Raw genomic sequence first — 13,983 nt, 5'->3', positions numbered from 1 at the left:
GCATGGCCCCAAGGAAATGGATGCGCTGATTGGCGCGATGGATGAATTATGGAGCCACTGCGCGCTGAATCGCGTCGCGCTTGCCAGCTGACACCTCATCAAAAAGGAGCTTGACCGATGCGCTGGATCACACGCGGTGCAGTTGTCGCCACCGTCGCCATTTTGTGCCCATTGGGAATTTCACAGCTGACCGCTACGGAAATGGCCGGCCCTATCAACGAACGCGCCCCTGTCGCAGCCTCTGTGCGGCGCGCGGACCCATTGCGGATCGACGATGTGCTGCACGCCTTCGGCCATGTCGTCCCGGCGGAGATCCTCCGCGTGTCCATGCCGCGCCATGCCGCCCCGGTGACGGATATTCTGGTGGACGAAGGCGATCTTGTCGCCGCCGGCCAGATCCTTGCCCGCATCGACCGGACCGATATCCGGCGTGATCTTCTGCAGGCCGAAGCGACCCTGTCCACCACCCGCGCCGAGATCCGCATCGCGCAATCCAGCCTGCAGGTCGCCGCCACCGATATCGCACAGCGCCGCGCCGAACTGGAGAGGCTGGAACGTCTCGCCAAAACCGGCGCCTCGTCCGAGGTGCAGCGGCAGGATGCGTTCCGCGCGCTGCAACAGGCGATGTCCGAACACGAGGCCGCCAAGGCCCGTCTTGCCGGCGCGCAGGCCAGCGAAACCCTCGCCCGGCTCGAGCTTGAGCGCGTCACCACACTGGCCGAGCAGATGGACATCCGCGCTCCGGTCGCTGGCCGCGTGACCGCCATCATGGTCGATCCCGGTGACACGCCGGTCATGGGCGGCCCCGTCCTCGGTCTGGCCGCCGACGACCGGATGGAGGCCGTGCTGACCTTGCCCCCCCATGCGCTTGCCCGCGTTTCGGTCGGCGATCCGGTCCGCCTCTGGGCGCCGGACGGTGCGGTGATCGAGGCTAATGTCACCCGGATCAGCCCATCCTCCGCGCCCGATGGGGGGCTGGCGCGTGTGGCCGTACAGATACCCGATGGGCAATCCCATCTTTCCGGGTCCAGCCTGCGCGGCGAAATCGTTGTTGATCAGAGGGTTGCGATCGTCGTGCCCACATCCGCTCTCGTGGCGCTTGATAATGGCCCCGGCGTGTTCCGCGTGGTCGAACAGCGCACGGTGGCAACGCCCGTCACTCTGTCCATGCGACCGGGCGGCGCCCAGGCCGAGATCGTCGCGGGCCTGCCCGACGGTGCGGTATATGTCACGGTCGCCGCGCCGCTTCTGCGCGATGGCGAGCCTGTGGCGCAAAGCGGCGACCTGCGCGACATTGGCGTCAAGCAGACAGCGGCCTTGGGGCTGGGGCTAGCCCGGCGATGATCCTCACGGAATGGACCCTGCGCCATACGCTTTTGCCGGTGATTGTCGTCATTGTGCTGGCGCTTCTGGGCCTGCGCGCGGGTCTGACACTGCCGCTGACCCATCTGCCCGATATTGGCGAAAACCGGATCGTGCTAAGCCTGTCCGCGCCCGATGCCTCGCTTACCGCGACCGATCACGATCTGGCCAAGCCGGTCTATCGCGCGCTGTCGTCGCTGCCCGAAGTGACTTCGATCCGCGCGCGGATTACTGCCGGGCAACTGGTCATGATCCTCGACCTGCGTAATTCCCGCACCGCCCAAGACAGTCTTGCCAAGGTGGAGGATCGGCTTCAGGCGCTTGGTCCAGACCTTGATCTGGTGTTTTCCGTAGACGAGATGCGCGCCACCTCCTCGCGCCGTCAGGCGGCGCTGGAGCTGGCCATTCTGCCCCGCAACGCAGATATCGTCGCAGCCAGCGATGCGATGCGCGATACCATCTTGCCCGCTTTGCGCCAGATCGACGGCATCGCCGAGATCGAGGTTCAGGCCAGCACCCGCGCTGAACTGGTGATCCATACCACCGACAGCCAGCTTGCCTCGGTCGGGCTGAGCTTCGCGGCGCTGAACCGCCAGATCACTCAAGCATTGTCGCAACAGGTGGCCAAACCCGTGCCCGTGTCCCCGGACAAGACGCAGGGCACGATCCTGTTTTCGCTCCCCCAGACCATACGCCCGCAGGACGCCGCGCAAACGCTGTCCAACCTGTCGCTGACCGCCGCTGCCGGTCAGCCGATCCCGCTGGCTGCTGTGGCGGGTGTTTCTTATGCGACGGGCCCGCGCGATTGGCTGGCCCGGCACAATGGAGCACCGGCGCTTCTGGCGCAGGTCCATGCCGCAACAGGGGCCGACCTCGTGACGCTCAGCCGGGATCTTGACCGTGTACTGACAGACCTCCGGCAGAGGCGCCCCGACCTCATGCTGGACGTGATCGCGCGCCCTGCCAAGCAGGCGATCCGCTCGCTTGGCGCCACCCTGCAGGCGCTTCTGGAAGGTTGCCTTCTGGTGATCGCTGTGATCGCGCTTGCGTTGAAATCCTGGCGCGCCACGGCACTGGCCGCGCTGGCCATTCCGCTGTCCGTGCTGCCGACGCTTTATGTGATGCAGGTGGCCGGCCTCAGCCTGAACATCGTCAGCCTGCTGGCCCTTACCCTTGCATCGGGGATCGTCGTGGACGATGCGATTGTCGAGATCGAGAACATCCACACCCACCTGCGCCGGGGCGTCGCGCCCCGCAAAGCCGTTGCGCGCGCGGTGAGCGAAATGGCTCGCCCGGTCATCGCTACAAGTCTGGCACTGCTGGCGGTATTCCTGCCCGTCGCGACCATGTGGGGCGAGGCCGGTCTTTATTTTCAGGCATTCGGGTATACGCTTTGCATCGCAACGGTGTTTTCGCTGCTGGTGTCGCGGCTTGTGATTCCGGGCCTTGCCCTGCGGTTTGCGGGCAGCCCCGTGGCACGCCCCTCCACGCCTGTGGCGCGGCGGATCGCCCGGCGGTACCGCGCCCTGCTTGTCCGCGCGCTGCGCCTGCGATGGCTCTGTCTTGCGGGGGCGGGGCTGGTGGCGTTGCTGTCCGTGGTCTCGGCGCTCAACCATCCCGGCGCGTTCATCCCGCTCGAGCGCGACGATCTTTTGCGCGTCGACATGGCCCTGCCGCCCAGTATGGCCCCCGTGGCGCGTGTGGCCCACCTGGCCGCGCTCGAACGCGATCTTCTGGCGGATGACGGCGTGCGCGGCCTGACGGTGATCGCCTCGGATCAACCTGACGACACGCTCCGTCTGTTGATCCGCACCGACGGCTCCGCTCGAACCGAGGCCCGGCTGGGCGACGCGCTCCGCCAGACCGCCGATGCGCGCGCCATCCCGCTCACCAGCACCGGGCGTGCCGCACTTGTGCTCGATCTGGCGGCCCCTGACCGTCGCAGCCTCGAAATCGCGGCCCCCGCGATCCTCGCTGCCATCGCGCGACTGCCCGAGGATATTCCGATCCTGTCGTCGATGCCCGCACGCCCGGCTCAGGTGCGCTTCCTGCCCGATCAGGGCCTCTTGCGGCAGCTCGATCTCAGCGCGGCGGATCTGGTCTTGGCGCTTCAGGGTCATACAAACCCCGACGATCACCTGATCGCGATGATCGAAGGGGATGACCAACAGCCGCTCCCCCTGCGCAGTCGGTTGGCCCCCCCTAGCCCCGACAGCAACGCGCCGGATGACCTGACCTTCGCCACCGTGGCCTTGCCCGGTGGCGGTACAATGCCGCTTGCCGCGCTCGGACGGTTCGAGCTGGAGTTCGCCCATCTTCGGCTCGAACGGCGCGATGGCCTCTACGTGCTGCCCCTTCTGGCCGCGCCCCCTTCGGCGGCGATCGCGCGTCGCATCTCGGAGGTTGCTGAGGCCGAGGTTGCCCGGCTGGCCTCCGATCTGCCCGGTCTCGCCCTTCTGCCCGCAGGCGACACCGCCTCCCGGCTCGAGATGATGTCCGACCTCAGCCGCGCCTTGGGCAGTATGCTCCTGCTGCTCGTCGCGGTGCTTTACGCGCTCTTCCGCTCGGTGGCGCAGGTTGCGGTGATTCTCGCCTCGCTGGTCTTCGCGTTAAGCGGTGGGATGCTGGTCTTGTCGGTGACGGGCCTGCCGGTGTCCCTTCCGGTGCTGATCGGTCTGATTCTGCTGCTTGGGATCGTGGCCAAGAACGCGATTCTCCTGATTGACCGCGCGCAGACGCTTGTCGCGCGGCGCGCAACCATGGCGCAGGCGGTGATCGCCGCTGCGTCGGACCGGGCCCGCCCGATCATCATGACCAGCGTCGCAATGATCGCCGGGATGCTGCCTGCCGCGCTTCCCTGGCTCGACGGTTCGGCCTTCCGTCAACCGCTGGCGCTGACGGTGATCGGCGGCGTCGCGGTCTCGACCGTGCTCAGCCTCGTGGTCACGCCGGTCCTGTGCCTCATGGCCCACAGCGCCGCGTGCCACATAGTCCGGCTGAGCACCCGGCTCAACGACACAGGCGTCCCCCAAAACTGATTGCGCGGCATCGCTGCCAGAATCGGCACCGAATCCCTTGTGCCTGCCCCCTCGCTCTCATCGGACCTTGGTCTCACGCTACCGCTACCTTCGTAGGGTTTTTCGCAAGACCTTCGGCGCCTCCTACCCGTGGTTTCCCTTGCTAGGCTTGGATCAGGAAATTCCCGCTCGCGACTTGGTGGGGGCCAACAGACTTCAAACCAGGAGAGACCAAAATGGTTTTCGTAAACACAAACGACCTGAAGCACATCCTTGACCAGATCCGCATCGCCGAACAGCATGTGGCGGGCACCCCGCTGACAGAACTGGTGCCGAACCCGGTTCTGCCTTTTGGTCTGCGTCATGTCGACGGGACGATGAACAACCTGACGGAAGGTCGTGAAAGTTGGGGGTCGGCGGATCAGGTCATGCCGCGCCTGCTTGAATCGACCTTTCTCACGCAGTCTGAAACAGCGCATTTGGCCGATCCCAACCCGCGTGCGCCTCAGGAGGGTCCGACTTCGTATAGCCAGACCTCAGGGTCAGTTTATGATGCTGAGCCGAGGATCATCTCCAACCTGATCGCCGATCAGACGCTTGCAAACCCCGCCGCCATCGCCGCTGCCCTCAGCCACTCTGGTTTAACCGGTCAGGCGATGCTGACCGCCGCCAACGAGATCGTGCAGGCGTATCAGCGCGTGATCGACACACAGGCCGCTGCCGGCAACGTCGATCAGGCGCTTGAATTGCAACGCGAGCAATTGCTGACCGCGCTGGATACGGCGCAGCAAGAGCTGACAACGGCCCAGACCGATGTCGGGACCAAGACAACCGCCAAGACGGACGCCGATCAGGCCGTGATTGAGGCGCAAGCGACGCTGGACGCAGCCACCACAACCATGTCCGCATTGCAAAGCGGCGGGCAGGTGGGCGAAGCTCAGGCCGCGCTGACGGATGCCCAGTCCGCCCTGACGCAAGCCCAGAATACGCTCAACGCCGCGCAGAATGATCTGGACGCCGCCAAGATTTCAGCGGCTTCGGTGCTGTCCATGCGTGATGCCAAGCAGACCGAAGTCACCACCCTGCAGAACCAGAAGGACACCGCCGATCAGGCGCTTGTCACGGCTCAGGGCGTTCTCTCAGACGCTCAGGCCGCGCTGGAACAGGAAACTGACGCCGCAGACGCGGTCACCGCAGCCCAGACAGCCGTTGACGAGGCGTCCACCGCAGTTAACACCGCACAGGCGCGCGTGGATGACCTCGACGTACTGCTTACGAAGGCGCAGACGGACCTCGAGGATCTGAACGCCCAACTTCAGACCGCGCAGCAGGCCGAGATCGACGCACAAGCCCGCGTCGACACCGCCCAGCAGGCCGCCGCCGGAACCCAGGCCGCCCGTGACAATGCCGCATCTCTGTTTGACGCTGAAGTGGCCGAACTGGCGACCGCGCAGACCGATATGCTTAGCGCCCTTGAGGTCTATATGAAAGGCGGGTCGCTGGCCGATTTCTCTGTGGCATCTGCAGCCTTCTCCAAGGCCCGCGAGGAAAAACTGGCTGCAGAAGAAGTTTTGGCTGATGCGATCGAAGCGGATGACGACGCAGATCAGACAGTTCTGGACGAAAATACCACGCTTTCAAGTGCGCAGTCTCAGGTCAATTCCCTGACCCAGCAGCGCGATTCGGCCATAACCACGCGTGACGGCTTGAGCACCCAGCTGACGAACGCCAACATCGCCCTGTCCAACGCGCAGAGCGCGCTGGAAACTGCTCAGCAGGATCTTCAGACCGCACAGGCAAACAATCAGGCCTATGTTGAGGCACAGACCGCCGTCACGCAGGCGCAATCCGGCGTCGATACGGCGCAGGGCGTGGTCGATGGCCTTGTGAACCAGCTTTCTGAAATCAACGCCGAGCTTGGACCCCTGAACACCAATCTCGACACCGCCAATGCCGAGGTCACCCGCCTTGACGGCGTCGTGCAGACCGAAACCGGTGATCTGACCACGGCACAAGACGATGTCAACACGGCCAAGCAAGCTTTGGCTGCAGCGCAGACCGCTGATGCTCGGATCCTCGACCAACTCGGCGTGATCGCGGACGCTACAATAGCTCTCGACACCGCCACGCGGGCTGCTGATCAGGCCGCGTCCGACCTGACAGCGGCGGAAGCTTTGCAAGCTGACAAGCAAACCGCGTTCGACACTGCCACAAGCAACCTTGATGCCTTGACCACACCCGGCGCAGCCGAAGCCGCGCTGGCCACCGCGCAGGCCACCACCGCCGAGGCGCAGACCGCGCTTGACACATTGCTGACGACGCACGAGATCACGATGGACGGGAATAATGTTCTGCTGCCCGACGTGAGCCCCGATGAAGGCCTCTCCGCGCCCTATAACTCGTGGATGACGCTGTTTGGTCAGTTCTTTGATCATGGTCTTGACCTTGTCGGTAAAGGGGGCAGTGGCACCGTCTATATACCGCTTCAGCCCGATGATCCGCTTTACGTAGAAGGCTCCCCCACCAACTTCATGGTGCTGACCCGCGCCACGAACCAGCCCGGCCCCGATGGCGTGCTTGGCACCGAGGATGACCTTCGCGATCATTCCAACAAGACAACGCCTTGGGTCGATCAGAACCAGACCTACACCTCGCACCCGTCGCATCAGGTCTTCCTGCGCGAATATGACCTGAACGGGAATGATCAGCCGGTGTCCAACGGCGACCTGCTGCATGGTCAGAGCGGCGGCATGTCCACCTGGGGCGATGTCAAGGCGCAAGCGGCGGCCAAGCTGGGCATTCAGCTGAACGACACCGACGTTCTGGATGGCCCGCTTCTGGCGACCGATCCGTATGGCAACTTCATTCCCGGCCCCAACGGCCTGCCACAATTGGTCGTGCCGAACCCCGATTATGTCGAGGGCGGCACCGAACCGCTGCATATCCATGTCGAAGGCAATCTTGCCGATCCGGTGGATGCCAGCCTGGCGGTCCGCAACGGCCATGCCTTCCTGGAAGATATTGCCCATAACGCGGTCCCAGGCACCTATGTTGTTGACCGCACCACTGGTGAAACCGCCGTAAAGCAGCCCGATTCCGACGCCGAGACCGGCAACGCGATCGTCCCCAACCAGTTCGGACAGAACGAAACCTACGACAACGAACTGTTGGATCGTCACTTCATCGCTGGTGATGGCCGTGGCAACGAAAACTTCGGCCTGACGGCGGTGCACCATGTGTTCCACACCGAGCACAACCGCCAGACAACCGAGATGAAACAGACCATCCTCGAAAGCGGCGAGCTGGAGTTCATCAACGAATGGCTGGCCACCCCGATCGACGAGGCTGATCTGGCCAACGCGACCGCTGATACCCTTGAATGGGATGGCGGGCGTCTGTTTCAGGCCGCCAAGTTCACCACAGAGATGCAGTATCAGCACCTCGCCTTCGAAGAGTTCGGCCGCACCGTGCAGCCGCAAATCGCGGCGTTCATGGTCAATTCCAGCGCCGAGATTGATGGCGCGGTCATGGCTGAATTTGCCCATGTGGTGTATCGCTTCGGCCACTCGATGCTGACCGAGAACGTTCAAACGATGGACCCTAACGGCGTGAACACCTCTAACGGTCTGATCGAAGCGTTCCTTAATCCGGTTGCCTTTGATCTTGACCAGACCCTGACCTCGGATCAGGCGGCTGGTGCGGTTGCGCGTGGCATGTCTCGCGAAACCGGCGCCAATATCGACGAGTTCATTACCAGCGCCCTGCGCGACAATCTTGTCGGACTGCCTTTGGACCTTGCCGCGTTGAATATCGCACGGGGCCGGGAAACCGGCGTGCCGTCGCTCAACGCCGCGCGGGAACAGTTCTATTCCGCCACCGGCAGCGAGTTCCTCAAGCCATATGAAGGATGGTCCGACTTTGCCGAAAACCTCAAGAACCCGGCATCCATCATCAACTTCATCGCGTCCTACGGCACGCACGATACCATCGTGAACGCCACGACCGTGGTGGAAAAGCGCGCCGCGGCCACTGATCTGGTTCTGGGCGGCGACAGGGCCCCCCAGGATCGCCTTGACTTTGTCAACGGCACGGGCGCTTGGGCCGACGCGGAAACCGGTATCAACGATGTGGAATTTTGGATAGGCGGTTTGGCCGAGGCCATCATGCCTTTCGGCGGGATGCTTGGCTCGAGCTTCGGTTTTGTCTTCCAACAGCAGATGGAGGCGCTTCAGAACGGCGACCGGTTCTACTATCTTGCCCGGACAGCCGGTATGAATATGCTGGCGGAACTGGAAAACAACTCTTTCGCGTCGATGATCATGCGCAACACTGACATTCAGGACGGCGGTGCGCATATCCCGGCCAACATCTTCTCGTCGATGGATGTCATCCTGGAAGTGGATCAAGCGGTGCAGTCCATGCCCGATCCGGTCTCGACCGATCTCGATCCTTTCCTTGCCGCCATGGGCACCACCATGGTCGAGCGGGCCACAGCCACGGCGGATGCGCCGCTGATCGACGGGGTGCGGGAGTATGACAACCTGCTCAAGTTCAACGGCGGTGAGCATGCGGTGCTTGGCGGCACTGATCAGCGCGACATCCTCAATGGCGGTCTTGGTGACGATGCGCTGTGGGGCGGCGCAGGGGATGACCTTCTTATCGGTGGCGCGGGTGTCAACACGTTCCGCGGCGGCGCCGGTGACGACATCCTCAAGGATGGTGACGATGTCAGTTTCCTGCACGGTGAAGATGGCAATGACGTGATCTCGGCCGGGGGCGGTATCGGCGAACTGATGTTCGGCGGTAAGGGCAATGACGCGATCCTGATGGGCTCGGATGACGCTGCCGAGGCGTTCGGCATGGAAGGCGACGACTTTATCTATGGCGGGGCCGGGGCCGAGGTCATGTTTGGCGGCGAAGGCGATGATTGGATCGAAGGCGGCGACGGCTTTGACATGATCATGGGCGACAACGGCGATCCCTTTGGCGGTTCGCGTGTTGCGGGCCACGACGTTCTGGATGGCGGCGCCAACGACAACGACTTGCTGGGGGAAGGGGGCGACGACATCCTGATCCAACGCGAGGGCGTGCATGTCAACGAAGGTGATCTTGGATTTGACTGGGTAGCCCACAAGAATGCCATGACAGGCGCGGATATTGATCTGACCCGGCGTTTGGAAACGGCCGAGCAGTTGGACGCGATCCGTGACCGCTATAAACTGATCGAGGCGGCCTCGGGGACGCAGTTCGACGACTTCCTTTATGGCGATGACCGCGAAGGCGCAGCGCTGCCCGAAGGGTTGGACCCGTTGGCCAATGACGCGACGCTGTTCGCCAATGAACTGACCCAGGCTGGCGTTGACCGGATCGCAGGTCTGCGCGAGTTGCTGGCCGACATGATCGGTACGGATCCGGCCGATACCTTCACCGGCGGCAACATACTGCTCGGTGGCGGCGGCAGCGATGTGATCCAAGGCCGTGGCGGCGACGATGTGATCGATGGCGACAAGGCGCTGAACGTGCGCATCTCGGTCCGTGATCCCCAAGATCCGACCGTGGAACTGCGCTCGATCAACAGCCTGTTTGAAATCTCGGGCGAACTTCTGGACGGTTCGATCAATCCCGGTCAGCTACAGATCGTTCGGGAAATCCTGGATGAAGGTCAGGATGGCGACGTGGACACGGCCGTCTACTTCGATGTGCGGGCCAATTACAACATCCGCGAAAACACCGATGGTAGCGTCACGGTCGAGCATATCTCACCACCCGCCGAAGGCACCTTCATCGACCCGGTCAACGGTCAGAAGAACGTCGCCGAAGGCGACGGAACCGACCGCCTAACCAATGTCGAAATCTTGCGCTTTGCCGATATGGAGGTCGATCTGCGCACCGATCCTGCCAGCAATGGCCTGGTGCAGGGCACAGATGGCAACGATGTGATCGATGGCAGCAACGGCCCCGATGGGATTTTCGCGGGCGCTGGTGACGATACCATCAATGGCCTGGCGGGCGATGACGTGATTTTTGGTGAAGGCGGCTCGGATACCATCACATGGAACGCGCCCAACGGGGGCTACGATGTGGTCGTCGGGCACGGGATTGTGGACGATGGCGGCACCGACATGCTGGTGATCAATGGCGACGGCACCGAAGATGCTTTCACCATGTACACGGTCGCGGCATGGACCGATGCAGGCGGCGCCGCCCCGGCGGATTCGCTCTCTGAGATCATCATTACCCGGACCGTGGCCGGTGAGGAGACCGCGATCATGGAGATGCGCGGCATCGAAGAGGTCACGCTCAACGGGGTCCAGGGTGTTGAAACTATCACTGCTGTGGGTGACTTTGCAGGCACCTCGCTTGCGCCAAACACGATCTATGTCAACGGTACGGCTGGTAACGAAGTGATCGATTTCTCTGGCTTCACCTCGACTCAGCGTCTTGTCGTCAATGCAGGCGATGGCCGCGACGCGATCACCGGGGGTGCAGGCGATGACATCCTTCAGGCTGGCGCAGGCCGCGACGACATATCCTGGAGTGTGGGCGGCGGCAACGACGTGGTCGATGGCGGGGCAGGTGACGATACCTACACCATCAACGGCGACGCCTCTGACGAGACCTTCCGCGTCTATGCGGCTGATGCGTGGGCCGGGGCACCTGTGGCCGCCGGCACCGACATTGTCATCACGCGCGAAGCCGGCATCGGCGAGCAGGTGATCGGTCAGCTTCAGAACATTGAGGAAATTCAGATCAACACCGCGGGAGGCACCAATGACGTTCAGGTGGTAGGGGACTTCAACCCGACCGCTCTTAACTTCAACACCATCAGTGTGACGGGTGAAGTCGCCAATGTGGATGTCACGGGCCGTCTGTCGACGCACCGCGTGTTCGTCGAAACCGAAAGCCGCGCCACCACTGTGACCGGCATTCTGACCGAAGGCGACGTTCTCGTCGTCCCGGCGGATATCGATCCGGCCTCTCTGGTGGCGACGGTCGATGGCACGACAGTGACCCAGACCTCGGGTGATTTCACGCTGACATATACGGTTGACGATACGGACACCGTTCCGGTCATCGTCCAGTCCGGCAGCGGTCTGGCGAACAGTCTGCGCAACGTGGCGACCATTAACGAGGAAACCGGCGCGCCTCAGGGGGTCGGGACCGTTGCGCTTGGCACTCTGCCGCGTGGCAATGTCTTGCTGACGCAAAATGACCTTGATGCGCTGAAATACATGGTCACCGGCCAAGGCGAGGCGCCTATTCTGCCACCCGAACCGGGCGAGGCCGCCGAAGACGAGCCGGCGGATCTGATCGTCGGCACCCGCGATCTGGAAGGTCTGACGAACAATCTGGAAAATCCCGAGATCTCGGGCGGTGCGACCCTGCCATTCATCCGTGTGACCGATGCCCGATATGCCGGCATCGACGAAACCGGCGCGGGCATTGTGAACCCGGTCTTTGACGATCTCGATGCGCGGGACATCTCGAACGCTCTTGGCAAGCAGGAGCTTGCCAGCGGCACGGCAGACTCGGTCAACATGTTCATGATGTCCTTCGGTCAGTATTTCGATCATGGTCTGACCTTCATTCCGAAGGGCGGTCATGAGCCGATCCTGATTGGCGACGCAGGTGCGTCACGCAATCCGATGCTCGACAACCCTGCTGACCTGACCCGTGCGTCGGTCACCGGGACCGATGCCGACGGCATGCCGCAGCACACCAACCTGACCTCGCCGGTGGTCGACCAGAACCAGGTCTACGGCTCGTCCAACCTAGTGGGCCAGCTGCTGCGTGAAAGCGATGGAAATGGCGGCTTTGGATCCCATGTCCTGATGGGGAAAAACGATCCCTCTGCCGACGGCTTCCAGCTGATGGCCACCCTGCGCGAATTGCTAGATCACCACATCGATGCGGAAACCGTGTTCCAGGGTGCAGATCTTGGGGATGGCATGACGCTGCTGGACTATTATCCCGGCCTGCGGGATCAGGACGGCAATTTCGACGCTGGTCTGGTCGCACAACTCTCCGACAACTTCATGGGGGAAGGCTGGCCGCTGTTGATCGATATCAACCCGTATATGGATCGGCTCGACCACTTTGTCGGCGGTGATGGGCGTGCGAATGAAAATGTGGGGTTGACCTCTGTTCACACCGTCTGGGCCCGCAACCACAACTATCACGTCGATCAGCTTGAGGCAGCAGGCTATGAAGCTGAGACATCAGAGGAGCTGTTTGAGGCGGCGCGCATCCTGAACATCGGGGAGTATCAGCAGGTCGTGTTTAACGACTTCGCAGATAGCCTTTTGGGCGGGTTGCAGGGCTCGGGCCGTCATGGTCACGACGACTACGACCCGAACGCAGACGGGCGCATCAGCCACGAGTTCGCGGCAGCGGCCTATCGCTTTGGACATTCGCAGATCGGGGACATGATGACCCTGAAGGATGCCGATGGAAACGCGTTTGACGCGCCGTTGTTCGATCTGTTCCTGAACCCGACCAACGATCCGGCCGCGTTCAAGATAGACCCCGACAATGACGGCCCGGCGCCCGAACTGACCGGAGACGCCGCGCTGGCGGCACTGGCAGAGTACGGTTACACGCCACAACCGGGCTATGCCCAGCATGGTGTCGCCAATATCCTGAGCGGCCTGATCGAACAGCCCTCGGAAGAGGTGGACTTGCAGGTGGTTGACGCCGTCCGTACCGATCTGGTGCGCAGCCCCGCGGATCTGTTCGCCTTCAACGTCGCGCGTGGCCGGGATGTTGGCCTTGGGACGCTGAACCAGGTCAAGGCGGATCTGGCCGCGTCGGACAGCCGCTTCATCGCGGAAGCGATCGAACGGTCGGACATGGTAATGACGCCCTACACGGATTGGGCCGATTTCCAGGCGCGCAACGGTTTGTCAGACGAGATGATCGCGCTTTTCGAGCAGGCCTATCCTGATCTGGTTCTGACCGTCGACTCGCCGGAATACGACACCTTCGCCGCGGCCAACCCCGACATCAACTTGATCGAGGGTGACACTCTGAATGAGGTGAAGGTTCAAGGAATCGACCGGGTCGACCTTTGGGTCGGTGGTCTGGCTGAGCAGCATATCCAGAATGGTGTTGTCGGTCATACCTTCTGGGTAATCATTCATGAACAGCTCGACCGTTTGCAGGAAGGTGACCGGTTCTATTATATCGACCGGATCGGTGATTTGCCCGTCTACAACAACTTCATCAGTAACGTGACGCTTGGCGATATCGTCGCACGCAACACCGGGTTGACCGATGTGCCGCTGGATGTGTTGAGCTATAAAGCGGATCAGGTCGTTGGCGACGTCGCCCCAGAGCCGACCCCTGAGGCGCCGGTCGAGGAAACGCCGACCGGGCCGGTCGAGCCTGTAGCAGAGGAGCCGACAGAAGCTGAAGAGCTGGTTGAGGAAGAACCGAAAGCGCCTGCGGAGCCTGAGGGAGAGGAACCGGTGGAAGCCGAGGAGCCAGTAGCAGGGGAGCCGATAGAAGCTGAAGAGCCGGTTGAGGAGGAACCGAAAGCGCCTGCGGAGCCTGAGGGAGAGGAACCGGTGGAAGCCGAGGAGCCAGTAGCAGGGGAGCCGATAGA

Annotated in this window: 3 protein-coding genes; all 3 read left to right on the top strand. The window is 62.6% G+C overall.

The window, feature by feature from the left end:
- The first annotated feature begins 117 nt into the window (after positions 1–117).
- On the top strand, positions 118–1,344 hold the full coding sequence (locus HAT86_RS15785; protein WP_167200109.1) for an efflux RND transporter periplasmic adaptor subunit: 1,227 nt from the start codon (positions 118–120) through the stop codon (positions 1,342–1,344).
- Complete coding sequence (locus tag HAT86_RS15780) at positions 1,341–4,400, top strand: efflux RND transporter permease subunit (RefSeq protein WP_167200107.1); 3,060 nt, start codon at positions 1,341–1,343, stop codon at positions 4,398–4,400. Before HAT86_RS15785 ends, HAT86_RS15780 begins: the two co-directional genes overlap by 4 nt.
- Positions 4,401–4,615: 215 nt before the next feature.
- The coding region (locus tag HAT86_RS15775; protein ID WP_196780634.1) for a peroxidase family protein at positions 4,616–13,983 on the top strand (9,368 nt) is incomplete at its 3' end.

The organism is Roseovarius gahaiensis, from assembly GCF_011601345.1.
GTDB lineage: Bacteria > Pseudomonadota > Alphaproteobacteria > Rhodobacterales > Rhodobacteraceae > Roseovarius > Roseovarius gahaiensis.
Note: the sequence above shows the minus strand (reverse complement) of the source record. Positions and strands in the feature narration are given on the sequence as shown.

Coding starts and splice junctions, on each gene's coding strand:
- HAT86_RS15780 (WP_167200107.1), top strand. CDS start 1,341: ATGATCCTCACGGAATGGACCCTGCGCCATACGCTTTTGCCGGTGATT.
- HAT86_RS15785 (WP_167200109.1), top strand. CDS start 118: ATGCGCTGGATCACACGCGGTGCAGTTGTCGCCACCGTCGCCATTTTG.